The sequence below is a fragment of the Streptomyces sp. SD15 genome, assembly GCF_054462255.1.
Map to the genome: position 1 here is coordinate 146938 of NZ_JBTLMO010000007.1, position 22961 is coordinate 169898.

Here is a 22961-nt window from a genome sequence, read left to right on the forward strand (position 1 = left end):
TGCTCACTGGGCCACTCCGTACAGTGCGAGCAGGTTCTTCATCCGGGCCTGGGCGAGGGCAGGGTCCGGGAACAGGCCCAGCCCGTCGGCGAGTTCGTAGGCCCGCGCGAAATGGGGCAGCGAGCGCGCCGACTGGAGTCCGCCCACCATCGTGAAGTGGGACTGGTGGCCCGCGAGCCATGCCAGGAACACCACGCCCGTCTTGTAGAACCGGGTCGGGGTCTGAAAGAGGTGGCGGGACAACTCGACGGTCGGGTCGAGGAGTTCGCGGAACCCCTTCACGTCACCCGTGTCCAGCACCCGTACGGCTTCCGCCGCCAGGGGGCCCAGCGGGTCGAAGATGCCGAGCAGCGCGTGGCTGAAGCCCTGGTCGTCGCCCGCGATCAGCTCGGGGTAGTTGAAGTCGTCGCCCGTGTAGCAGCGCACGCCGACCGGGAGGCGGCGGCGCAGGTCGATCTCCCGCTGGGCGTCCAGGAGGGAGACCTTGATGCCGTCGACCTTGTCGGGGTGGGCGGCGATGACCTCCAGGAACACGTCCGTCGCCGCGTCCAGGTCGGACGAGCCCCAGTAACCCTCCAGCGCCGGGTCGAACATCGGGCCGAGCCAGTGCAGGATCACCGGGTCGGAGGCCTGGCGGAGCAGGTGGCCGTACACGTCGAGGTAGTCCTCGGGGCCCTTCGCGGCCGCCGCCAGCGCCCGCGAGGCCATGAGGATCGCCTGCGCGCCCGTCCCCTCCACGAGCGCGAGCTGCTCCTCGTACGCCGTCCGGACCTCGTCCAGGCCGGCCGGGGCGGTGAGCTGGTCCGTGCCGACGCCGCACGCGATGCGCCCGCCGACGGCCTTCGCCTCCGCCGCCGACCGGCGGATGAGTTCCGCCGCGCCCGCCCAGTCCAGGCCCATCCCGCGCTGCGCCGTGTCCATGGCCTCGGCCACGCCCAGCCCGTGCGACCACAGGTGGCGGCGGAAGGCGAGCGTCGCGTCCCAGTCGACGGCGGCGGGCGAGTCGGGGGACACATCCGCGTACGGGTCGGCGACCACGTGCGCCGCCGAGAAGACCGTACGGGCGGTGAAGGGGGCGCCGGTGGTGAGCGCGAGGGGTTCGGAGCGGGGCGTGTAGGCGCGCAGCCCTCCGCTCGCGTCCGGGAGGTGGAGGGTCACAGCGCGATCTCCGGTACGTCGAGACGGCGGCCCTCGGCCGAGGACTTGAGGCCCAGTTCGGCGAGCTGGACGCCGCGGGCGCCGGCGAGGAGGTCCCAGTGGTAGGGCGCGTCGGCGTAGACGTGCCGCAGGAACAGCTCCCACTGGGCCTTGAAGCCGTTGTCGAACTCGGCGTTGTCGGGGACCTCCTGCCACTGGTCGCGGAAGGAGTAGGTGGCGGGGATGTCGGGGTTCCAGACCGGCTTGGGGGTCGCCGAGCGGTGCTGGACGCGGCAGTTGCGCAGGCCCGCGACCGCCGAGCCGTCCGTGCCGTCGACCTGGAACTCGACCAGTTCGTCGCGGTTGACGCGCACGGCCCAGGAGGAGTTGATCTGGGCGATCGCACCGCCTTCGAGTTCGAAGACCCCGTACGCGGCGTCGTCCGCCGTCGCGTCGTAGGGCTTGTCCTGCTCGTCCCAGCGCTGCGGGATGTGGGTCGCGGTGAGGGCCTGGACGGAGGTGACCCTGCCGAAGAGCTCGTGCAGGACGTACTCCCAGTGCGGGAACATGTCGACAACGATGCCACCGCCGTCCTCGGCACGGTAATTCCAGGAGGGGCGCTGCGCGGTCTGCCAGTCGCCCTCGAAGACCCAGTAGCCGAACTCCCCGCGGATGGACAGGATCCGGCCGAAGAAGCCGCCGTCGATGAGGCGCTTGAGCTTGAGCAGGCCGGGGAGGAAGAGCTTGTCCTGGACGACGCCGTGCTTGATGCCCTTCTCGCGCGCGAGGCGGGCCAGCTCCAGGGCGCCGTCGAGGCCGGTGGCCGTGGGCTTCTCGGTGTAGATGTGCTTGCCCGCCGCGATCGCCGCCTTGATCGACTCCTCGCGGGCGGAGGTGACCTGCGCGTCGAAGTAGATGTCGATGGTGGGGTCGGCCAGCACGGCGTCCAGGTCGGTGGACCAGTGCTCGAGCCCGTGCTGCTCGGCCAGCGCCTTCAGGGCGTGCTCGCGGCGCCCGACGAGGACCGGTTCGGGCCACAGCACGGTGCCGTCACCCAGGTCCAGACCGCCCTGGTCGCGGAGGGCGAGGATGGAGCGGACGAGGTGCTGGCGGTAGCCCATGCGTCCCGTCACGCCGTTCATGGCGATGCGCACCGTCTTGCGTGTCACGTCATTCCCTTCGTACGCGTCCGGCTCCCCGTACGCCCATCGGCGAGCGTCGCAGCAAGCGCTTTCTATCTGGTGAGAAGCTAGCCTCTGAGCAGCGGATCGGACAAGACCGTATGGAAGACGAGTTGTTCGAGCGGGCGAACAGGGTGGGGCGTGGGGCCGTAGGGTCTGCTCGGGCGTTTGCCCGAGAACCATGCGGACGGCACGGGGCTGTGGGTCTGAGGGCGGTTACCGGCCCATGGGCTCGGTGGCCCTGAAGGCGGTTACAGGCCCACGGATCCTGTGGACCTGAAGGCGGTTACAGGCCCACAGACCATGTGGACCCGAAGGCGGTTACAGACCTATGTGCCCGCGAGACGAGGACGAGGACGAGATGCGCGACCGGAGGACGACGAGATGACGGTGACCCTGGCGGACGTGGCGGCTCGCGCGCAGGTCTCCCCCGCGACGGTGTCGCGCGTGCTGAACGGGAACTATCCCGTGGCCGCCTCCACCCGTGAGCGGGTGCTGCGGGCGGTGGACGAGCTGGACTACGTGCTCAACGGGCCGGCGAGCTCACTGGCCGCCGCCACTTCCGACCTGGTCGGCATCCTGGTCAACGACATCGCCGACCCCTTCTTCGGGATCATGGCGGCCGCGATCCAGTCGGAGATCGGGGGGCCCGGGGGCCGTGCGGGCGGGGAGCGGCTCGGCGTGGTGTGCAACACCGGCGGCTCCCCGGAGCGCGAACTGACGTACCTCACGCTTCTTCAGCGCCAACGCGCTGCCGCGGTCGTCCTGACCGGCGGCGCCGTCGAGGACGCGCCGCACGCGGCGGCGGTCTCGGCGAAGCTGCGCAAGCTCGAGGACGCGGGGACCCGGGTGGTCCTGTGCGGGCGCCCGCCCGCGCCCGACGCCGCCGCGGCGATCGCGCTCACCTTCGACAACCGCGGGGGCGGGCAGCAGCTCACTGAGCATCTGATCGGGCTCGGGCACCGGCGCATGGGCTACATCGCGGGGCCCGAGGAGCGGACGACGACCCGCCACCGTCTGGAGGGGCACCGCGCCGCGCTCGCCCGGCACGGCATCGAGGACGATCCGCGGCACACGGTCCACGGACGCTACGACCGCCGTTCCGGGTACGAGGCGACGCTCGAACTCCTCCGCCGTGACCCGTCGTTGACGGCCGTCGTCGCCGCGAACGACACCGTCGCGCTCGGCGCGTGCGCGGCGCTGCGGGACTCCGGGCTCCGTATCCCGGACGACGTGTCCGTCGCCGGCTTCGACGACCTGCCGTTCAGCATCGACGCGGTGCCCGCGCTCACGACGGTGCGGCTGCCGTTGTCCGAGGCGGGGGCGCGGGCCGGGCGGATCGCGATGGGGCGCGAGGAGCCGCCGCCGGGCGGGATCGCCACGGTGCGGGGGGAGTTGATGGTGCGGGGGTCGACGGGGGGGCCGCGGGTCTGACGGGCGTGGTGGGGCGGTGGACCCAGTGGACCCAGTGGACCCAGTGGACCCGGTGGTCCTGGCTGACCCGGTGGACCCGCTGGCCATGGCGGGCCCGGCGGGCCCTCGCGGGCATAGCGGGCCCGGCGGTCGTGGCGGCCCCGGTGGTCCTGGCGGCCTCGTTGCTGCGGTGCGGGAGCCGGGAGCTCGGGGTGTCCTTCCGGCGGGCGCCCGCTGTCGGGGTACGGGGCGCAGGCCCGAGGGAACGCCGGCCGTACGGCGTCCATGGGCAGGCGCCGGTACGATCACCTGCCCATGGACGCCGCCGCAGGAAACGAAATGATCTCCATCCCGCCGGGGCGGGTCACGCTGTCGGACCGGCGGACGCGGCGCAGCTGGTCGGCCGAGCTCGCGCCCTACCGGCTCGCGGCGTTCCCGGTCACGCAGGCGCAGTACGCGGAGATCACCGGCCGACGGCCGAGCACCGCCCATGGGGACCGGTTGCCCGTCGAGGGCGTTTCCTGGTGGGACGCGGTCCGCTTCTGCAACGCCCTGTCCGAACGTGACGGGTTCGCGCCCGCCTATCACCTCGATGTCGCCCACGAGGGCATCGCATGGGACGCGTCCGCCGACGGATACCGGCTGCCGACCGAAGCCGAGTGGGAGCACGCCTGCCGCGCCGGTACGACCGGACCGCATTACGGGCCGCTCGACGAGATCGCCTGGTACCGCGGCAACGCGCACGAGCGAATCCACGACGTGGGCGGCAAGCGGCCCAATCCCTGGGGCCTGTACGACATGCTCGGCAACGTCTGGGACTGGTGCTGGGACCTCTACGACGCCGAGGTCTACGGCACCTACCGGGTGCTGCGCGGCGGCGGCTGGTTCGACGAGCACTGGAGCTGCCGGGCCTCCGCGCGGCGCCGCAGCCACCCGACCTACCAGGTCGACGACGTGGGATTCCGCATCGCGCGTTCCGAGGCGGGAATGTGACGCCTAGCGGCGGCCCAGGAGTTCGGCGATCCGGATGAACCCGTCGGAGCCGTGCCCCTGCCCGATGGCTCGGCGGGCGAGGCCTTCGGCCGCGCGCATCACGCCCGCGTCGATGCCGTGGGCCTCGGACGTGTGGACGATATGGGCCATGGACGACACCGCCGAGGTGAGTGGGTTGCCCTCACCGGAGAAACGTCCGCTGTCCAGTTCCTCCGCGTCCTGTTCGAAGATCGGCGGGAGAATGGCACCGATGCCTCTGGCGAACGGTGCGAGCTCCCGTGCGGTGACCCCTTCCGCCCGCGCCACCGCCAGGGCGTGCGCGTACCCGGCCATCGCGGTCCAGAAGATGTCGAGCAGCGCGATGTCGTACGCCGCCGCCCGGCCGATGCCCTCGCCGAGGTGGGTGTGGGTGCCGCCCAGTGCGTCCAGCACCGGCCGGTGCTCCTGATAGAGATCCGCCGGACCACTGTGGAGGAACACCGCCGCCGGCGTTCCGATGGTCGTGGTCGGCGTCATGATCGCACCGTCCAGGTAGCGGATACCGTGCCCCGCCGCCCACGCCGCGGCGTCACGGGCCCGCTCCGGGGTGTCGGCGGTCAGGTTCACCACCGTGCGCCCCTTGAGCGCGTCGGTGACCGCACCGCGCCGCAGAATGGCGTCCACCGCGTCGTAGTTCACCACGCAGGTCACGGTCAACCCGCTCGCGGAGACCGCCTCCTCGGCCGACCGGGCGGGCAACGCACCCCTCTCGACCAGTTCTCCGTCCCGGCCCGGCGTCCGATTCCAGACCGTGGTCCGCAGACCGGCGTCCAGGAACGCCCCGGCCAGAGACCGGCCCATCGGCCCCAGGCCGAGCACGGTGACGGCAGACTGTTCGCTGCGCGAGGACATGACTCAACTCCCGTATGAAGTAAGACAATTGATAACGAAGAGGACGGCGATGACGCGCACTCGTGCCCAGGACCCGAACGTCTGTGGAGTAACCGCCGCGATCGCCGTGATCGACGGAAAGTGGAAGACGGCTCTGCTCTGGCTGCTGGAATCCGGTCCGCACCGACCTGGCGAGCTGCGCCGGCGGCTCCCCGGCCTCAGCGAGAAGGTGCTGACTCAGGCGCTCCGCGAGATGGAGACCGACGGGCTGGTGCACCGAGAGGCGTACGACGTGCTCCCGCTGAAAACCGTGTACTCCCTGACCCGATTCGGTCGAGAACTCTCCGAGGCACTGGCCCCTCTCTCCGACTGGGGCCACCGCCGCTTGGAGAAGCTCACGGAGCCCCGCTCGACCTCCTGACCGTTCGCATGGTTCGCGTCACCGCCCCGTTCCCCATCAGGGTCGTACCTCCACCCGCCCGTCGCCAAGTACCCACAAAAAAGTGGCCACCGCGCGCCGCACTCCGCCGCTCGGTCGAAGCACCGGCCCGGGGCCGGCTGGAACTGCCGGAACACGCTACGAAGACCTGGGCTCGTCGTCTGCGCCAGGTCCACCGAGGAGGTGCTCCCGGCCCCAGGCGCCCAGGGGACCCAGCGCCTCGTTCAGGGAGACGCCGAGCGGGGTGAGGGCGTAGGTGACGCGGCGTACCTCTCCTTCGATCGCCTCCTCGCGGGAGACGATGCCGTCGGCCTCCAGCTCCCGCAGATGCGAGGCGAGGACCTTCTCGGTGACACCGGGGATGCCGCGCCTCAACTCACCGAACCGGCAGGGCCCTTCGCCCAGCGCCCACAGGATGAGCACCTTCCACTTGCCACCCACCACGTCGATCGCCGCGTCGATGCCGCACACGTACGTGTCCCGCCTGGTCATCCACCCACTTTAAGGTAACCACCCACAAAAGAGTGCGTACTTGATCATGGTTCGGGCGTATACGAACCTGATCGGCATGGACACCCACACCACCTCCAAAACCCCCGTCACCCTCCTGGGCCTCGGCGACATGGGCACCGCACTCGGCCGCGCCTGGCTCGCCGCGGGGCACCCGCTGACCGTCTGGAACCGCACCCCGGAAAAGGCCGAACCGCTGGCGGGCGCGGGCGCCCGGGCGGTGGCCACCCCGACCGAGGCGGTAGCTTCGGCAACCGGTCCGGTCGTCCTTTGCCTCCTGGACGACGCCTCCGTGGGCGCGACCTTGGACGGCACCGACCTGAACGGCAAGGACGTGGTCAACCTGACCACCAGCACCCCGGCCCAGGCCCGGCAGCGCGCCCGCTGGGCCGAGGAGCGCGGCGCTCGTTTCCTGGACGGCGGGATCATGGCCGTACCACCGATGATCGGCTGGCCGGAGACCGGCGGCTACATCTTCTACAGCGGCGACCGCGCCCTGTTCGAGCGCCACCACGAGGCACTGGAGGCTCCCGCCGGTGTGAAGTTCGTCGGCGAGGACCCCGGCCACGCGGCGCTGCACGACATCGCCCTGCTCAGCGCGATGACCGGCATGTTCGCGGGTATCACCCACGCCTTCGCCCTCGTACGCCCCGAGAAGGACCTCGACCAGGCCGGATTCGCCACCCTGCTCGCGGAATGGCTCGGTGCCATGTCGGGTCTCACCCACGGCATCGCCGCGCAACTGGAAAGCGGCGACTACACGGAGGGCGTCACCTCCAACCTCGCCATGATGACGGCGGGCAACGACGGGCTCCTGGCGACGGCGAAGGACCAGTCCGTCGATCCGCGGCTCCTCACCCCCTATATGGAGCTGATGCGCCACCGGGTGGCCCAGGGCCACGGCGACGAGGGCCTGGCGGGCACGGTCGGCCTGCTGAGAGGCGAGTGATACAAGCCCTGGCCCGGACGATCGTGGCGCGAAGGCCGGCCCCGAGGTCCGGCCGTCGCCCCCATGGACGACTCGTTGAAAACGGTCGTAAGCTGACACCACATCTCTGACTGAGTCAACCATCCGGGATGGATCAGCCATGACCGTTCACGACATCCGCTCGTTCAACCGCTTCTACACGAACCTCATCGGCGCGCTGGACTACGGCCGCCACCTCTACGCCCCGTACACGCTGACGGAGTCCCGCGTGCTGTACGAACTCGCGCATTCACCCCGTACGGACGCCGCCGACCTGCGCACCGAACTCTCCCTCGACGCCGGGTACTTGAGCCGCATCCTGAACAAGTTCGAGCAGGACGGGCTGGTCGAGCGGACGCCGTCGGAGCGGGACCCGCGGCGCCGCCGGATCACGCTCACGACCCGTGGCCGGGAGACCGCGGACCTGCTGGACGAGCGGGCGCGGGAATCGGTCAGCTCGCTGCTCGCGACCATTGCGGCCGACGACCGCCCCCGCCTCGCCGAGGCGATGCGGACCGTGCGCACGCTGCTCTCCGACGGGCGCCCGCCCCGTCGCGAGGACGTCGTCCTGCGCGAACCCGGCCCCGGCGACCTCGGCTGGATCGTGCAGCGCAACGCCGCGCTGTACGCCGCCGAACACGGCTGGAACGCCGACTACGAGGGGTTGGTGGCGAGGATCGTGGCCGACTTCGCCGAGGACCACGACCCGCACCTCGAACGCGTGTGGATCGCCGAGCTCGACGGTCGGCCGGTGGGGTGCGTGATGTGCGTACGGGACGACGCGCCCGGAAGCGCCCGGCTACGGCTCCTGCTCGTCGAGCCGGACGCGCGCGGGCTCGGGATCGGCGACCGGCTCGTCGAGGCCGTCGTCGACTTCGCGCGGGGCGTCGGCTACCGCGAACTCGTCCTGTGGACCAACGACGTCCTCGACGCCGCCCGCCGCGTCTACCAGCGCCACGGCTTCACCCTCGTCACCGAGAAACCGCACCGTTCCTTCGGCGCGGACCTCGTCGGCCAGGACTGGCGTCTGGACCTGCACGGCACGGAGTGACGTTGCCGGGTAGGGTCCCGGAGCATGAAGCTGGCCTTCTCCACGCTCGGCGTGCCCGGGCTTCCGATCCCCGATGTCGTACGACTGGCCACCACGCACGGCTACCACGGTGTGGAGCTGCGCGCGCATCCCGAGGAGCCGGTGCACCCCGGCATCGGGGCCGCCGAACGGGCCGATGTGGCCGCCGAGTTCAAGGCGTCGGGCATCGAGATCCTGGGCGTTGCGGGATACGTGCGCGTGGCGGCGCCGGGCGACGACGAGCCCGTACTCGCCGAGATCCGCGAACTCCTCGACCTCGCACACGACTTGGGCGCCCCCTTCGTACGGGTCTTCCCGGGCGCGGCCCCCGAGCAGAGCCCCGAGGAGGCGGACGCGACGGCGGCGCGACGGCTCGGCACGGCCGCGGAGTACGCCGCCGACCTGGGCGTACGCATCCTGCTGGAGACCCACGACTCGCACCGCACCGGCGCCGACGCGATCCGGGTACTCGGCCTGGTCGGCCACCGGCACGTGGGCTCGCTGTGGGACGTGATGCACACCTGGCTCGGCGGCGAACAGCCGACGTCGACGTACGCGGCCCTGTGCACCTACCTCGGCTACGTCCAGATCAAGGACATCGCCTCGGCCGAAGACACCACCCCGCTCCCGCTCGGCGCGGGCGTCCTCCCGCTCGCCGAGTGCGTGGAACAGCTCTCGCGGGCGGGCTGGGACGGCTGGCTGTGCTGGGAGTACGAGAAGCGGTGGTACGAGGGGGCGGCGCCGCTTCCGGAGCTGCTGGGGGCGGGACGGGAGCACCTGGCTCGGCTCCTGAACGAGTCCGCGTAGGGGCGGGACGTAATGCGGTGGCGGTGGTGCGGGGGTGGTGGGTTAGCCTCCGGCGGTGATTGAGCACCATTCACCCCGAGATCCGGCCGCCCCGTGGGCCTGACGCGTACCTTGATCGACGTCCGGCCGCTGCGGACCTCGCCCGTCTTCCGGCGGCTGCTGATCGGCCGGACGCTGTCCGTGCTCGGCAGCATGATGACCATGGTCGCCGTCATGTTCCAGGTCTGGCGGTCGACGCACAGCACGGTGTGGACCGGTGCGGTCGGGCTGGCGCAGGCGCTGCCGCTGATCGCGTTCGGGCTGTTCGCCGGTTCGCTGGTGGACCGGGGGGACCGGCGGCGGCTCTATCTGGCCTCCCAGGCCGGGCAGGCGGTGTGTTCCGTACTGCTGGCGCTTCAGGCCTTCGTCGGGCATCCGCCGGTGCTCGTCGTCCTCGCCCTGGTCGCCGCGCAGTCCGCCTTCGGAGCGGTCAGCGGCCCGGCGGCGGGCACGTTCGTGCCGCGGCTGCTGCCCAAGGACCAGGTGGGGGCCGGGCTGGCCCTCAACCAGATCACCTCCCAGGCGATGCTGCTGGTGGGCCCGGCGCTCGGCGGTCTCCTGCTGGGCTGGGTGGGCGTGGGCGGCTGCTACGTGGTGGACGCGCTCAGCTTCGGGCTGTCCTTCTACGGAGCGTTCGGGCTGCCTCCGCTGCCTCCCGAGGGGGAACAGTCACGGGCCGGACTGCGCGGCGTCCTGGACGGGCTGGCCTTCCTGGCCGGTCACCGCGTGGTGCGCGGCGCGCTGATCACCGACCTCGCCGCCACCGTGCTGTCGATGCCGCTGAGCCTGTTCCCGCTGGTCAACGCCGAGCGGTTCGGCGACAACCCGCGCACGCTCGGTCTGTTCCTGTCGGCCCTCGCCGTCGGGGGTGTCGCGGCCTCGGCCCTGTCCGGCTCCCTCACCCGCCTCGCCCGCCCGGGGGTGGCGATGCTCTGGGGCGCGGCGACCTGGGGGATCTCCCTCGCCCTCTTCGGCCTGATGACCAACCCGTGGGTCGGGCTCGCGCTCCTCGTCCTCGCCGGGGCCGGCGACACCGTCTCCGTCATCTCCCGCAGCACCATCGTCCAGACCCGTACGCCGGACGCGCTACTGGGCCGGGTCACCGCCGCCGAGCAGATCGTCGGCCAGGCCGGGCCCAACATCGGCAGCCTGCGCGGTGGCCTGGTCGCGGGCTGGACCTCCGGGGTGACCTCTCTGGTCAGCGGCGGCCTGCTGTGCGTGCTCGCGGTGGTGGTCGTGGGCGCGAGTACGCCGGAGCTGCGGGGCTCCGGGTCCGACCCTTCAGCCGATCACCCGGACCCGGACGGTCTTCCCGAGACCGCGTCGGGGTCGAAGGACCTCACTACCGGGTGACCGGGTGGCGCGTAGCACGACACTGGCCAAGAAGCGGGCGGACCCAACTGTGCCGGTCAAAAGCCGCCCACCCGCGACTCCAGCCGCTTGCGGCACTCCGGCCACTCCGCCGCCGTGATGGAGTAGATCGCGGAGTCGCGCAGGCGGCCGTTCTCGCCCGGGGCCCAGGAGCGGGACCAGTTGCGCAGGACGCCTTCGAAGCGGGCGCCCACGCGCTCGATCGCGGCGCGGGAACGGCTGTTGCGGGCGTCCGTCTTCAAGTCCACGCGCGCGACACCCCACTCCTCGAAGGCGTGCCGGAACAGCAGGAGCTTGGCCTCGGCGTTCACTCCCGTGCCCTGGGCGGATGCGGCGAGCCAGGTGAACCCGACCTCGATGGCGTCGAGTTGATCGTCCGCCAGCCAGAAGCGCGGCTCCCAGTACGACGTGGTGCCGACCGCTCGTCCCGAGGCGAGGGACACCTGGGCGTACGGTGCGAGCTTGCCCGTCGCGGCCCGGGCGAGCTGTGCGTCGATGTACTCCCCGACCTCGGCGGCCCTGGGAACCCAGGTGAACTCGTACGAGCCCCGGTTCTCCTCCGCCGCCACGGCGAGGTCGGCCGCGTGACGATGGCCGAGCGGCTCCAGTCGCACGAGCGCACCTTCGAGAACCGGCCCCTCCAACTGGAAACCCGACACCCGACATCCCTTCGCAAGCAACGGCCGACGACGCGCACTCCGCGTGGAAACGCGGAGTGCGCGGAAGTCCGGCGAAGTCTGCCGTACACGCCCGAGGCCGTCGAACGAAATTCCCGGGACCCGGGGGATTCACGATTCCGCCCAGGCCCCGAACGCCTCGTGGAACCCGGGGAACGTCTTGCGTACGCACCCCGGGTCGTCGAACTCGATCCCCGGCACCCGCAGCGACGTCACCGCGAAGGACATGACGACGCGGTGGTCGCCGTACGTCTTGATGTCCGCGCCGACGGGAGCGGCGCCCGGGTGGATCTCGATCCAGTCGGGGCCGGTGTCCACACGTACGCCCAGCCGCCGGAGGTTCTCCGCGCAGGCGTCCAGACGGTCGCACTCCTTCACCCGTGTGTTGGCCACGTCCTCGATGCGGACCGGGCCGGAGGCGAACGGCGCGATCGCAGCCAGCGTCGGCATCGTGTCGGAGATGTCCCGCATGTTGACGGTGAGGCCGCGCAGTTCGCCGGTGCCCCTGACCGTCGTGCGGTCGGATGCGGTCTCCACGTGTGCGCCCATGCGCCGCAGTACGTCCACGAAGCCGAGGTCGCCCTGGAGCGCACCCTCGCCCAGGCCCTGGACCGTGACCTCGCGGCCGGTCAGCGCCGCCGCCGCGAAGAAGTAGCTCGCGGTGGAGGCGTCGGGCTCGATGGAGTAGGTGGTGGCACGGTAGCCGCCGGGTTCGACGACGAAGACCTCGCCGCTTTCGCCCTCGCGGCGTACGGTCGCGCCGAACGCGCGCATCATCGCGAGCGTGATCTCGACGTACGGCGCCGAGACCAGGTCCGTGACGGTGATGCGCAGGCCCTTGCGGGTCAGCGGGCCGAGCAGCAGAAGCGCGGTCAGGTACTGGGAGGACTGGCCGGCGTCCAGCGTCACGTCCCCGCCCTCGACCCCCGCCGCCGCGATCCGCAGCGGGTGATGCCCCTCCGCCTCCTCGTGCCGCAGGTCCACGCCGAGGTCGCGCAGGGCGCGGGTCAGCGGGGCCAGCGGGCGGCGGCGCATCTGCGCGGAGGCGTCGAAGCGGTAGGTGCCGTGTCCGGCGGCGGCGAGCGTCGGCAGGAAGCGGGCGGTGGTCGCGCCGTCCCGGCAGTACACGTCGGCGTCCGTGGCCGCCGGGCCCTGCGGGCGGCCGTCGACCTGCCAGGCGCGCGGCGTACGGCCGACCCGGTAGCCGAGCCGGGTCAGACCTTCCGCGAAACCCTCCGTGTCGTCGGACCGGAGCGGCCGTACGAGGGTGGTGACCCCGTCGGCCGCCGCCGCCAGGAAGAGGGCACGCGCGGTGATGGACTTGGAACCGGGGATGTCGACAACGGCCATGCCCTCATGCTGGCTCCCCGACCCGGTCCGGCGCCGGAACGTCCGCCAAATGGACCCCATTCGGCGGTGTCATTCACGTCAGCGCCACACCTCCCACCAGCAGCGCCGCCGCTCCCCACCGCAGCGGGCCGATCGGTTCGCCGAGGAACAGGGCCGCCGATGACATGCCGAAGACCGGGACCAGGTGGGAGGACACCGGCTGAGCCGGTTTCACCACTCCCGCCCGACACACCCGTACCAACTTCACTGGACCTCCGAAATCCGGGGAACCCGGACCCCCGCCGGTTCGTCCAAAGCGCATGCTGCCGGAGAGTCTCCGCAGAGCGGTGTCGGCCTCGCTGCTGGCTGCGAACGCTGACCACCCTCTCCGCCGCCTGCGGCCGACAGCACGCCGTCACCGGCGCGCCCCCCTCCAACTGCGCCGGTGACGGCCCCTGCCCGGGTTACTGTGCACACCCTTGACTGGAAGAAACTTCCCGGATATTCGTGACTCCTCGGAAGTTTCCTTCATGAGGGAAGGAGCGCACGTGCGCGACTCCAGCACGGGAAGCACCGCACAACCGTCCAGACGTACCGTTCTCGCCGCCACCGTGGGAAGCACCGCCGCGCTGGCCATCAGCACGGCCGTCCCCGCCCGAGCGGCCGATGACCACCACGCCGAAGCGTCACTCCGCTCCCTCGTCTCCCGTATGACGCTGGAGGAGAAGGTCGGCCAGCTCTTCGTGATGCGCGTGTACGGCCACTCGGCCACCGCGCCCGACCAGGCCGACATCGACGCCAACCTAAGGGAGATCGGCGTCAGAACGGCCGCCGAGCTGATCGCCAAGTACCGGGTGGGCGGAATCATCTACTTCACCTGGGCGCACAACACCCGGGACCCCCACCAGATCGCCGCTCTCTCGAACGGCATCCAGCAGGCCTCCCTCGCCCAACCGCGGGGGCTGCCTGTTCTCATCTCCACCGACCAGGAGCACGGGATTGTGGCCCGCGTGGGCCGGCCCGCGACGCTGTTCCCGGGCGCGATGGCGCTGGGGGCGGGAGGCTCGCGGGAGGACGCCCGTACGGTGGGGCGCGTCGGCGGCGCCGAGTTGCGCGCGCTGGGGATCCGCCAGGACTACACCCCGGTCGCCGACGTGAACGTCAACCCGGCCAACCCCGTCATCGGCGTACGCTCCTTCGGCGCCGACCCGGACGCGGTGGCCGGGCTGGTGGCGGCCGAGGTGAAGGGGTATCAGGGCTCCGGTGTCGCCGCCACGGCCAAGCACTTCCCGGGGCACGGCGACACCGCCGTCGACAGCCACTTCGGGTTCCCGGTCATCACGCACAGCCGGGAGCTGTGGTCGGCCCTCGACGCCGTGCCCTTCCGGGCCGCCATCCGCGCCGGCATCGACTCGATCATGACCGCGCACATCATGGTCCCGGCGCTCGACCCGGCCGGCGACCCGGCCACGCTCTCCCACCCGATCCTCACCGGCATCCTGCGCGAGGAGCTCGGCTACGACGGGGTCGTGGTCACGGACTCGCTCCAGATGGAGGGCGTACGGACGAAGTACGGCGACGACCGCGTCCCCGTCCTGGCCCTGAAGGCCGGGGTCGACCAGCTCCTCAACCCGCCCTCCCTGGACGTGGCATGGAACGCCGTCCTGAACGCGGTGCGCGGCGGCGAGCTGACCGAGGCCCGCCTCGACGAGTCGATCCTGCGCGTCCTGCGGCTGAAGGCGAAGCTCGGGCTGCTGCGCGACCCGTACGTCACCGACGGCGGCGTCGACCGCGCGGTGGGCGTCGCGGCACATCTGAGGGCAGCCGACCGGATCGCCGAGCGCACGACCACCCTGCTCGTCAACCAGCGAGGCCTGCTGCCTCTTTCGCGGCGTTCACAGGTGAACGTCCTCGTTCTGGGTGCCGACCCCGCCTCCCCGTCCGGCACCGACGGACCGCCCACCACCGTCCTCGCGAGGACCCTCACCGAGCTGGGTTTCGCGGCGACGGCGCTGTCCACCGGGACGGCGCCCACCCAGGCGACCATCGACAGGGCGGTGGCGGCGGCCAAGGGCAAGGACGCCGTGATCGTCGGGACGTACAACGTGACGGCGACCGGTTCACAGAAGAACCTCGTCGAACAGCTCGTCGCGACCGGCGTCCCGGTCGTCGCGATCGCATTGCGCAACCCGTACGACGTGGCCCAACTCCCCTCAGTGGGCGCCTGCTTGGCCGCATACTCCTGGACGGACGTCGAACTGCGCGCCGCCGCACGGGTGATCGCGGGCGAGGTGAAGCCCCGCGGCAGGCTTCCGGTTGCGGTGCAGCGGGCGGACGACCCGGCGCAGGTTCTGTATCCGATCGGGTACGGATTGACGTATTAGTCCTACGTCGCACACCCGGCGCACCACCCCCAAGTGGCGCAAAGCACCCCGGATGTCTGGCGTGTGCCCGCCGCGACGGGTCACGCTGGACCGGGGTATCGGGGGGAAGCCATGCGAGCCAACTCGTTGGGTCGGCGTTCCGTTGGGGTGGTGTGCGCGCTGCTGATGGCCACGGTCGCGGGATGCGACCGCTGGTCCGGCGGCTCCGGGGGCGCCGAACCCGGCGCGGCGCCGACGTCGACACAACCCTCGGGGTACGGGGCGGTGTTCCTCGCGGTCGACGAGTGCAGCTCCTTCGGCACGACCAGTTTCACGGAAGTGCTCTGCAGCAGCGAACGGGCCGCCGCGCGCGTGATCGCCCGCTACGACGGCAAGGTGGCCGACGGGCCGCTGTGCCCGGCGACCACGGACTTCGTCCTGCACATCAGCGAGACCAGGCCCGCCTCGGACGAGAACGGCGACGGCGTGATCCCGCAGGGCTACGCCTGCATGCGCAAACTCGAGCGCCCGCACCCCGGCGATCCGGGCGGCGGCGGAGGCCCCCGCACGATCGTCGGCGACTGCGTCTACAGCTCCGGCAGCGGCCAGGTCCGCGAGACCGCCTGCGACGGCCAGGGGAAGATGCCCCCGGAGTACAAGGTGACGTCGGCGGTCGTCGAGCGGGCCACATGCCCCGCGTCCACCGAGTTGTATGTACAGCTGGGCGGAGACAAACCGGTGGGCTGCGCCCGGCCGGTGTGACGACGCCGGTGCGGCGGACAGAAGGTTCTGTCCGCCGCACCGGCGAGCGACCATGACGGCGCGGTGGTCCGGCGGTGCCGAACCGGCGTTACGGGCGCAGCGACAGTTCGCGGTCCGCCTCGTGGCGGTCCAGCTTCGCGTCGAACTTCGCGAGCGGCTTGGCCGCCGACGGGTTCGACTGGACCGTCGCCGAGGCGACGCCCGCCCACTCCAGGATGCGGGCCGTGGCGAGGGCCTTCTCGTCGGCGACGAGGCCGCCGACGTTGGCGCCGTGGTTCAGGCCGGGGGCCGTGAGGACGTACGAGTCACGCGCGCCCTTGCCGAGGCGGAAACGCTCCGCGCCCCACGGGTCGTTCTGGCCGTAGACGAAGAGCATGTGGTCGGCGTGGTGGCGGACCCAGGAGTCCACGTCCCGCATGGCCGACGGCTGGAACGTCATCGGGATGGAGCGTGGCACGAAGTTCCGCGGCGGCTGGTAGCCGTAGCGGACCAGCTTCTTCTCGATGTGCGGGAAGCCGATCGTGGGCGCGCCGAGCTGTGTGCCCGCCTGGTAGTAGTACGGCGTGTACGGCTCCAGGCCCTGGTCCGTGTAGAAGGAGAACCCGGAGATGGTGTCGATGGAGGTCCAGATCTCCTCGTCCGTGGCGTTCGCCGCGTCCGCGGGGATCGTGTCGCAGTCGGCCAGCAGGCTGTACTGCCAGAAGCCCCACACGTAGTCGAGGACGACCGCCTCGTACGCCTTGTCGAGGCTGCCGACCGTCGTGAACGTGAAGCCGTTCTCGGCCGCGAGCGCCTCGTACCTCTTCTCCAGCGGCTCCCGGCGCACCAGCGCCTCGCGCTGTACGGCGTTCAGCCGGTCGCGGCACTCCTTGGTGCCGACGGTGGCGAAGAAGCGGTCGTACGCCGAGTCCTCCTTGTTCACCACGTCGTTGGGGGCGACGTAGGCGACGACGCCGTCCATGTCACGCGGGTAGAAACGCTCGTAGTACGTGGCGGTCATGCCGCCCTTGGAGCCGCCCGTGGAGATCCACTTCTGGTGGTAGAGCGGCTTGAGGGCCTTGAAGATGCGGTGCTGGTCGCTGGCCGCCTGCCAGATGTCGAGCTTCGTCCAGTCGGCCGGGTCGGGCCGGGACGGGGTGAAGAAGCGGTACTCCATCGACACCTGGTTGCCGTCCACGATCTGGGTCGGCTCACGGCGGCTGGGAGTCGTCGAGACGTTGTAGCCGCCGGTGTAGAAGACCGTCGGGCGCGAGGTGTCCTTGTGCAGCACGGTGATGCGCTGCTGGAACGTGCCCTTGGACGGGTGCCGGTGGTCGATCGGCTGGGTGTAGTTGAGGACGAAGTAGCGGTAGCCGGTGTACGGCTTCTCCTGGATCAGGCTCATACCCGGTATCGCGAGGAGCCGGTCCTTTATGTCCGTGGTGGTCGTGCCGGTGGCCTCCGGCTGGGCGGCGGTGGCCGCCCCGGCCGTGCTCAACGTGCCTATGAGCACCGTGAGCGCCAGCAGCCATCTGAGCGCCTTGCGCATGCACCCTCCCCTGTGAAACAGATGTGCGCTGGAAGCTATCGGAGCAACTCACAGGCGCACCAGGGGAGATGGGGAAAACCCTCGACGGGAGGGCGACTCAGCAGAGGATCCAGCCCGAGCTCACCGAGCCCGAGCCGACGGAGCCCTTGATACGGACACAGCGGCGGCCGGCGTGAGCGACCACCGGGCCCGCGTGATGCGTGAAGCTGCCCTCGTCGACCACCGGCCGGTTGCCGCGCGCCTGCACGCTGACGGACATCGCCCTGGCGTAGGGCTTCTGCGTCTTGGGGAGGGTCACGGCGCAGACGTAGCCGCCACGCTTGTAGACCTGGACCGAGCCGGTCGAGAAGGACAGCGTACGGACCTTGCGTCCCGAGCAGTACGAGCCGGCCGCCGCGGTGCCCGGGTTCAGCATCGCGAGCAGTCCGGATGCGGTCAGCACGGCCAGGCCGAGCGCCAGGCGCCGGCGCATCGCACCACGGTCCACTGTCGTCCCTCCCCCACTCATCAACGTACTGGTGTACGGACGCAGGACGTACGTCGGATGGTTCCGCCCCCCCCGAAGGAGACTCAGGCGGAGGAGCCGACCGGCTCCTCCGGCTCCGGCGCTCCCACGAACGTCCGCCACAACTCCGCGTACTGGCCGTCCAGTCGAAGCAGCTCGTCGTGCGTACCGTCCTCCGCGACCCGGCCGTGGGCCATCACCACGACGCGGTCCGCACGGGCGGCCGTGGTCAGCCGGTGGGCGACCACCAGCGTCGTACGGCGGCCTGCCAGCCGGTCGGTCGCCTGGTTGACCAGGGCCTCCGTGGCCAGGTCGAGCGCGGCGGTGGCCTCGTCGAGCAGCAGGACGTCCGGGTCCACGAGTTCGGCGCGGGCCAGCGCGATCAGCTGGCGCTGCCCGGCGGAGAGGTTGCGGCCGCGCTCGGCGACCTCGTGGAGGTAGCCGCCGTCGAGCGTGGCGATCATGTCGTGCGCGCCGACCGCGCGGGACGCGGCCTCCACCTCGGCGTCGGTCGCGTCGGGACGGCCGTAGGCGATGGCGTCACGGACCGTGCCCTGGAAGAGGTACGCCTCCTGGGGCACGACACCGAGCCGGTGCCGGTAGGAGGTGATGTCGAGGGCGCGCAGATCGGTGCCGTCCACGGTCACCCGCCCGCCGGTCGGGTCGTAGAAGCGGGCGACCAGCTTCACCAGCGTCGACTTGCCCGCGCCGGTCTCGCCGACGAAGGCGACGGTCTGCCCGGCGGGGATGCTCAGACGGACCCCGCTGAGCGCCTCCTCGTCGTCGCCGTACGCGAAGTCGACGTCCTCGAAGGCGATGTCGCCGTGCAGCGCGGGCACGTCGAGCGGCTTGTCGGCGGTCTTCGTCGACGTCGGCTCCTGGAGCAGTTCCTGGATCCGGCCGAGCGAGACCGTCGCCTGCTGGTAGCCGTCGAAGACCTGTGAAAGCTGCTGCACGGGGGCGAAGAACAGGTCGATGTAGAGGAGGTACGCGACGAGCGCGCCGGTCGTGAGCGTCCCGGCGTCCACCCGGTGCGCGCCGACGATCAGCACCGCGGCCGCCGCGACCGACGACAGCAGCTGGACGAAGGGGAAGTAGACGGAGATCAGCCACTGTCCGCGGACACGCGCCCTGCGGTAGCTGTCGCTGCCCTCCGCGAACCGCTTCCCGCCCGAACGCTCACGCCGGAACGCCTGCAGGATCAGCAGCCCGGAGACCGACTCCTGAAGGTCGGCGTTGACCACGGACACCCGCTCACGGGCGAGTTCGTACGCCTTCACACTCGCCCGGCGGAAGAAGAACGTGCCGACGATCAGCACCGGCAGCGTCACGAAGACGACCAGCGCCAGCTGTACGTCGATCACCAGCAGCGCGGCCATGATGCCGAAGAAGGTGACGACGGAGACGAAGGCGGTGACCAGGCCGGTCTGCAGGAAGGTCGACAACGCGTCGACGTCGGTCGTCATCCGGGTCATGATCCGACCCGTCAACTCCCGTTCGTAGTAGTCGAGTCCGAGCCGCTGCAGCTGTGCGAAGATCTTCAGCCGGAGCGAGTACAGGACCCGCTCCCCGGTCCGTCCCGTCATCCGCGTCTCGCCGATCTGCGCCGCCCACTGGACGAGCACGGTGACGAGCGCGAGCGCGGCCGCGACCCACACCGCGCCGAGGGCCACCTGGGACACACCCTGGTCGATGCCGTGCCGGATCAGCACAGGCAGCAGCAAACCCATACCGGCGTCGATGCCGACCAGGCCGAGGCTGACCAGGAGGGGGAGCCCGAAGCCCCGCAGCAGCCTGCGCAGTCCGTACGACTCCTCGGACGTGACCGCGCGTGCCTCGTCGACACCCGGGGTGTCGGTGGCCGGGGGCAGCGCCTCGACCTGGGCGAGGAGCTCAGGTGTGGCGGGCGTTCCTTCCAGTGCCGTGTCCCGGCGCTCGCGGTCACCCGTCCACAGATGCGAGGTGACCCCCCGCTCGGCGTCGAACTCGGCGTCCAGTTCGTCCCGTACGGAGGTGTCCTCCGTCGGCGCGGCGGGCTGGGCGTGTCCCGGGGAGACCCCACCGAGCCCGTCCGGGTCCGTGAGCAGCCGCCGGTAGAGCGGGGACCGCTGCTGGAGTTCCTCGTGGGTGCCGATGTCGGCGAGCCGGCCGCCGTCGAGCACGGCGATGCGGTCGGCGAGGTTGAGCGTGGAGCGGCGGTGCGCGATCAGGAGGGTCGTCCGGCCCTCCATGACCTGTTTCAGCGCCTCGTGGATCTCATGCTCGACGCGGGCGTCCACGGCGGAGGTGGCGTCGTCCAGGACGAGCAGGCGCGGGTCGGTGAGGATGGCGCGGGCGAGGGCGACGCGCTGGCGCTGGCCGCCGGAGAGAGTGAGGCCGTGCTCGCCGACCTTGGTGTCGTAGCCGTCGGGCAGCTCGGCGATGAAACGCTCCGCCTGCGCGGCTCGGGCGGCCTCCTCGATCTGTTCGTCGGTGGCGTCCGGGCGGCCGTAGGCGATGTTGGCGCGCACGGTGTCGGAGAAGAGGAAGGAGTCCTCGGGTACCAGCCCGATCGCGGCCCGCAGCGACTCCTGGGTCAGCTCGCGCACATCGTGGCCGCCGATGAGGACGGCGCCGTGCGTCACGTCGTAGAAGCGGGGCATCAGCAACGAGATCGTCGACTTGCCGGAGCCGGACGAGCCGACGACGGCCAGGGTCTCGCCCGGTCCGATCTCGAAGCTCAGCCCGTCCAGGACCGGCCGCCCCTCCTCGTATCCGAACGACACGTCGTCGAACTCGACGGTCGCGGGCGCCTCGGCCGGAAGGGTCTTCGTCCCGTCCTGGATCGACGGCTCGGTGTCGATGAGTTCGAGCACGCGCTCGGCACCGGCGCGGGCCTGCTGCCCGACGGTGAGGACCACGGCGAGCATCCGCACCGGCCCGACGAGCTGGGAGAGGTACGAGGAGAACGCCACGAACGTACCGAGCGTGACCTGCCCGCGCACCGCGAGCCAGCCGCCCAGCGCCAGCATCGCGACCTGGCCGAGGGCGGGCACGGCCTGGAGGGCCGGGGTGTACTTGCTGTTGAGCCGGATCGTGCGCAGCCGCCCCGCGAAGAGCCGCCGCCCGACCTCCCTGAGCTTCCCGGTCTCCTGCTCCTCCTGTCCGAAGCCCTTCACCACGCGTACGCCGCTGATGGCGCCGTCCACCACGCCCGCGACGGCGGCGGCCTGGGCCTGCGCGTACCAGGTCGCGGGGTGCAGCTTGGCGCGGCTGCGCTTGGCGATGAACCAGAGGGCGGGGGCGACGGCGAGCGCGACCAGGGTGAGCGGCAGCGAGAGCCAGGCCATGATCCCGAGGGAGATCAGGAAGAGGAGGAGGTTCCCGATGGTCATCGGGAGCATGAACAGCAGGCTCTGAATCAGCTGGAGGTCGCTGGTGGCGCGGCCGACGACCTGGCCGGTGGACAGCTCGTCCTGGCGCCGCCCGTCGAGCCGGGTGATGGTGCCGTACATCTCGGTCCGCAGGTCGTGCTGTACGTCGAGGGCGAGCCGGCCGCCGTAGTAGCGGCGGATGTAGGTGAGGACGTAGACGACGACGGCAGCTGCGATGAGCGCGCCCGCCCAGGGGGCCATGCTGCGGCTGTGACCCCCGACCACGTCGTCGATGATCACCTTCGTGATCAGCGGGACGACCGCCATGACGGCCATGCCGGCCAGCGAGGAACCGAGCGCGAGCAGCACGTCCTTCGGATACCGCCACGCGTACCCGGCGAGCCGCCGTGCCCAGCCGCCCTTCTCCCCCTGCTGCGCTGCCACGCCGGTGCCTTCCGTAGATCTCACTCCGCCGGAAGGCACCAACGCTCAGTCAAGCGGATTTCATCCCTCCGCAATAAACGGCAGACGTGCGCGCAGGGAGTACAGGCGGGTTATCTGGACCGCGTTCTGGTTGTCGTCGCTGACCAGAAGGAGGTTCAGGTCCTTGTCGGAGCGGCCGGTGACGACGAGGCCCTCGATGTTGTCGAGGAGGGGGTTGGGCTGGGGCTGTTCGGCCTGGGCGCCCAGTGAAGGACAGTTCACGAGATCGGCGAGGAGGGTCTTGCGGGCGAGACGGACGCCGCTCTGGCCGGTGAGGGTGTCCACGGCGCTGGTGTCCGTGGCGTGCCGCAGGTCGGCCAGGTAGAGGCGGACGGTGTTGCCGACGCCGGAGGTGAAACCGCGCTCCAGGACGAGCAGGCGGCCATCAGGGGTGGCGGTGGCTTCGGAGACGCCGAGGCCGGTGTCGGTGCGGTAGCCGTACTGGGCGGCGAGCCGGAAGTCGCTGTTCTTCTTACGCTCCCACGTCTGGAAGCGCACGATGCCGCTGGTGTCGCCGCTGAGGCTGCCCTCCATCGCGGCGAGCAGGGTGCGCCCGCCGGGCAGCAGGGTCAGCCCTTCGAAGGTCTGGTTCGAGGTGGCGCGGCCGGCGGGGGCGACCCTGAGCGCGTCCGGCACGGGGAGGCTGTCGACCAGGGTGCCGTCCCGCTCGTAGCGGAGTACGACGGGCTCGGACTCCGAGCTGACCAGGCGGGTGCCGATGGGGGTCCTCCCCCCGCTCGAGCGAAGCCGAGAGTGGGGGAGGTCGACGACCAGACCCTCGGAGTCGAGCGCGGCACCCTTCCCGTCGGCGAGCGGGACGACACCGGTGGGCTTCAGCGTCTTCCGGTCCAGGGTGAAGAGGGAAGACCGGTCGGAGAGCGCGGCGATCGATCCGTCGCGGTCCACGGCGAGCGCGGAGAGATTGCCGACGAACGTGCCCTCGTACGTCGTCTTGTCGAGCGCGTCGGAGTAGCTCTGGATGGAGACCGAGGGCGAGCACGCGTTGCCGCTCGGGGCGGCGACGGCGGGCCCGGCGGCGGTCAGACAGGTGGCCGCCGCCAGGCCGGCGGTGACGGTGGCGAGTACGGTTCTGGGGCGCATGGCGTCACGGTAGGACGCACGGGTGACCCGGGGACGGACTCGCCGTGAATCACAGGGAGTTCAG

Annotated in this window: 19 protein-coding genes and 1 pseudogene; 9 read left to right on the forward strand and 11 right to left on the reverse strand. The window is 71.1% G+C overall.

What is annotated here, in order from left to right:
* Positions 1–3: 3 nt before the first annotated feature.
* Both ACX28W_RS09655 and ACX28W_RS09660 read right to left on the reverse strand, forming a co-directional pair.
* A complete protein-coding gene (locus tag ACX28W_RS09655) occupies positions 4–1158 on the reverse strand; it encodes a dihydrodipicolinate synthase family protein (RefSeq protein ID WP_458998372.1) in 1155 nt (384 codons plus the stop codon).
* Positions 1155–2306, reverse strand: coding sequence for a Gfo/Idh/MocA family protein (locus ACX28W_RS09660; RefSeq protein WP_458998374.1), 1152 nt, complete (start codon positions 2304–2306; stop codon positions 1155–1157). The genes ACX28W_RS09655 and ACX28W_RS09660 overlap by 4 nt, the downstream gene beginning before the upstream one ends.
* Positions 2307–2702: 396 nt before the next feature.
* Here ACX28W_RS09660 and ACX28W_RS09665 point away from each other — a divergent pair, with 396 nt between their 5' ends.
* Positions 2703–3752, forward strand: coding sequence for a LacI family DNA-binding transcriptional regulator (locus ACX28W_RS09665; RefSeq protein ID WP_458998376.1), 1050 nt, complete (start codon positions 2703–2705; stop codon positions 3750–3752).
* A gap of 294 nt (positions 3753–4046) precedes the next feature.
* Positions 4047–4724: a formylglycine-generating enzyme family protein gene (locus ACX28W_RS09670; protein ID WP_458998378.1), complete on the forward strand. Its 678-nt coding sequence runs from the start codon at positions 4047–4049 to the stop codon at positions 4722–4724.
* Between the two features lie 3 nt (positions 4725–4727).
* Here the strand turns inward: ACX28W_RS09670 and ACX28W_RS09675 are convergent, their stop codons facing one another.
* Positions 4728–5615 (reverse strand): NAD(P)-dependent oxidoreductase, encoded by an 888-nt coding sequence (locus ACX28W_RS09675; RefSeq protein ID WP_458998380.1) that lies wholly within the window; start codon positions 5613–5615, stop codon positions 4728–4730.
* A 49-nt stretch (positions 5616–5664) separates the two neighbouring features.
* On the opposite strand from ACX28W_RS09675, the gene ACX28W_RS09680 reads away from it, so the two are divergent.
* Positions 5665–6015 carry a winged helix-turn-helix transcriptional regulator gene (locus ACX28W_RS09680; RefSeq protein WP_458998382.1) on the forward strand — a complete coding sequence of 117 codons (351 nt, stop codon included), beginning with the start codon at positions 5665–5667 and terminating at the stop codon, positions 6013–6015.
* A 156-nt stretch (positions 6016–6171) separates the two neighbouring features.
* Here ACX28W_RS09680 and ACX28W_RS09685 read toward each other — a convergent pair whose 3' ends face one another.
* The gene (locus ACX28W_RS09685; protein ID WP_458998384.1) at positions 6172–6525 is read right to left on the reverse strand and encodes a winged helix-turn-helix transcriptional regulator; all 354 of its coding nucleotides are present in this window, start codon (positions 6523–6525) and stop codon (positions 6172–6174) included.
* Positions 6526–6601: 76 nt separating this feature from the next.
* Here ACX28W_RS09685 and ACX28W_RS09690 point away from each other — a divergent pair, with 76 nt between their 5' ends.
* The 4 genes from ACX28W_RS09690 to ACX28W_RS09705 all read left to right on the forward strand — a co-directional run bounded on the left by ACX28W_RS09690 (position 6602) and on the right by ACX28W_RS09705 (position 10778).
* Complete coding sequence (locus ACX28W_RS09690) at positions 6602–7492, forward strand: NAD(P)-dependent oxidoreductase (RefSeq protein WP_458998386.1); 891 nt, start codon at positions 6602–6604, stop codon at positions 7490–7492.
* Positions 7493–7631: 139 nt separating this feature from the next.
* Positions 7632–8561, forward strand: coding sequence for a GNAT family N-acetyltransferase (locus ACX28W_RS09695; RefSeq protein WP_458998388.1), 930 nt, complete (start codon positions 7632–7634; stop codon positions 8559–8561).
* Between the two features lie 24 nt (positions 8562–8585).
* Positions 8586–9386 carry a sugar phosphate isomerase/epimerase family protein gene (locus tag ACX28W_RS09700; protein ID WP_458998389.1) on the forward strand — a complete coding sequence of 267 codons (801 nt, stop codon included), beginning with the start codon at positions 8586–8588 and terminating at the stop codon, positions 9384–9386.
* A 93-nt stretch (positions 9387–9479) separates the two neighbouring features.
* Complete coding sequence (locus ACX28W_RS09705) at positions 9480–10778, forward strand: MFS transporter (protein ID WP_458998391.1); 1299 nt, start codon at positions 9480–9482, stop codon at positions 10776–10778.
* A gap of 56 nt (positions 10779–10834) precedes the next feature.
* Here the strand turns inward: ACX28W_RS09705 and ACX28W_RS09710 are convergent, their stop codons facing one another.
* The 3 genes and pseudogenes from ACX28W_RS09710 to ACX28W_RS09720 form a co-directional block, all read right to left on the reverse strand.
* Complete coding sequence (locus ACX28W_RS09710; RefSeq protein WP_458998393.1) at positions 10835–11410, reverse strand: GNAT family N-acetyltransferase; 576 nt, start codon at positions 11408–11410, stop codon at positions 10835–10837.
* A gap of 174 nt (positions 11411–11584) precedes the next feature.
* Complete coding sequence (aroA, locus tag ACX28W_RS09715) at positions 11585–12823, reverse strand: 3-phosphoshikimate 1-carboxyvinyltransferase (protein WP_458998395.1); 1239 nt, start codon at positions 12821–12823, stop codon at positions 11585–11587.
* A 76-nt stretch (positions 12824–12899) separates the two neighbouring features.
* Positions 12900–13013 (reverse strand): annotated as a pseudogene (locus ACX28W_RS09720) (EamA family transporter); the annotation flags it as partial.
* A 319-nt stretch (positions 13014–13332) separates the two neighbouring features.
* Here ACX28W_RS09720 and ACX28W_RS09725 point away from each other — a divergent pair.
* Both ACX28W_RS09725 and ACX28W_RS09730 read left to right on the forward strand, forming a co-directional pair.
* A complete protein-coding gene (locus ACX28W_RS09725; RefSeq protein ID WP_458998397.1) occupies positions 13333–15186 on the forward strand; it encodes a glycoside hydrolase family 3 protein in 1854 nt (617 codons plus the stop codon).
* 111 nt (positions 15187–15297) lie between these two features.
* On the forward strand, positions 15298–15927 hold the full coding sequence (locus tag ACX28W_RS09730) for a hypothetical protein (protein ID WP_458998398.1): 630 nt from the start codon (positions 15298–15300) through the stop codon (positions 15925–15927).
* Between the two features lie 88 nt (positions 15928–16015).
* Here the strand turns inward: ACX28W_RS09730 and ACX28W_RS09735 are convergent, their stop codons facing one another.
* The 4 genes from ACX28W_RS09735 to ACX28W_RS09750 all read right to left on the reverse strand — a co-directional run bounded on the left by ACX28W_RS09735 (position 16016) and on the right by ACX28W_RS09750 (position 22897).
* The gene (locus ACX28W_RS09735) at positions 16016–17455 is read right to left on the reverse strand and encodes a S28 family serine protease (RefSeq protein WP_458998400.1); all 1440 of its coding nucleotides are present in this window, start codon (positions 17453–17455) and stop codon (positions 16016–16018) included.
* Between the two features lie 97 nt (positions 17456–17552).
* Positions 17553–17942 (reverse strand): hypothetical protein, encoded by a 390-nt coding sequence (locus tag ACX28W_RS09740; protein WP_458998402.1) that lies wholly within the window; start codon positions 17940–17942, stop codon positions 17553–17555.
* 83 nt (positions 17943–18025) lie between these two features.
* Positions 18026–21757 carry an ABC transporter ATP-binding protein gene (locus ACX28W_RS09745; RefSeq protein WP_458998403.1) on the reverse strand — a complete coding sequence of 1244 codons (3732 nt, stop codon included), beginning with the start codon at positions 21755–21757 and terminating at the stop codon, positions 18026–18028.
* A gap of 60 nt (positions 21758–21817) precedes the next feature.
* Positions 21818–22897: an esterase-like activity of phytase family protein gene (locus ACX28W_RS09750; protein WP_458998405.1), complete on the reverse strand. Its 1080-nt coding sequence runs from the start codon at positions 22895–22897 to the stop codon at positions 21818–21820.
* Positions 22898–22961 lie beyond the last annotated feature (64 nt).

What these genes read in the sequence shown, in the direction of transcription:
- ACX28W_RS09665 (WP_458998376.1), top strand. Translation starts at nt 2,703, where the DNA reads ATGACGGTGACCCTGGCGGACGTGGCGGCTCGCGCGCAGGTCTCCCCC.
- ACX28W_RS09670 (WP_458998378.1), top strand. Translation starts at nt 4,047, where the DNA reads ATGGACGCCGCCGCAGGAAACGAAATGATCTCCATCCCGCCGGGGCGG.
- ACX28W_RS09675 (WP_458998380.1), bottom strand. Translation starts at nt 5,615, where the DNA reads ATGTCCTCGCGCAGCGAACAGTCTGCCGTCACCGTGCTCGGCCTGGGG.
- ACX28W_RS09680 (WP_458998382.1), top strand. Translation starts at nt 5,665, where the DNA reads ATGACGCGCACTCGTGCCCAGGACCCGAACGTCTGTGGAGTAACCGCC.
- ACX28W_RS09685 (WP_458998384.1), bottom strand. Translation starts at nt 6,525, where the DNA reads ATGACCAGGCGGGACACGTACGTGTGCGGCATCGACGCGGCGATCGAC.
- ACX28W_RS09690 (WP_458998386.1), top strand. Translation starts at nt 6,602, where the DNA reads ATGGACACCCACACCACCTCCAAAACCCCCGTCACCCTCCTGGGCCTC.
- ACX28W_RS09695 (WP_458998388.1), top strand. Translation starts at nt 7,632, where the DNA reads ATGACCGTTCACGACATCCGCTCGTTCAACCGCTTCTACACGAACCTC.
- ACX28W_RS09700 (WP_458998389.1), top strand. Translation starts at nt 8,586, where the DNA reads ATGAAGCTGGCCTTCTCCACGCTCGGCGTGCCCGGGCTTCCGATCCCC.
- aroA (WP_458998395.1), bottom strand. Translation starts at nt 12,823, where the DNA reads ATGGCCGTTGTCGACATCCCCGGTTCCAAGTCCATCACCGCGCGTGCC.
- ACX28W_RS09725 (WP_458998397.1), top strand. Translation starts at nt 13,333, where the DNA reads ATGAGGGAAGGAGCGCACGTGCGCGACTCCAGCACGGGAAGCACCGCA.
- ACX28W_RS09730 (WP_458998398.1), top strand. Translation starts at nt 15,298, where the DNA reads ATGCGAGCCAACTCGTTGGGTCGGCGTTCCGTTGGGGTGGTGTGCGCG.
- ACX28W_RS09735 (WP_458998400.1), bottom strand. Translation starts at nt 17,455, where the DNA reads ATGCGCAAGGCGCTCAGATGGCTGCTGGCGCTCACGGTGCTCATAGGC.
- ACX28W_RS09750 (WP_458998405.1), bottom strand. Translation starts at nt 22,897, where the DNA reads ATGCGCCCCAGAACCGTACTCGCCACCGTCACCGCCGGCCTGGCGGCG.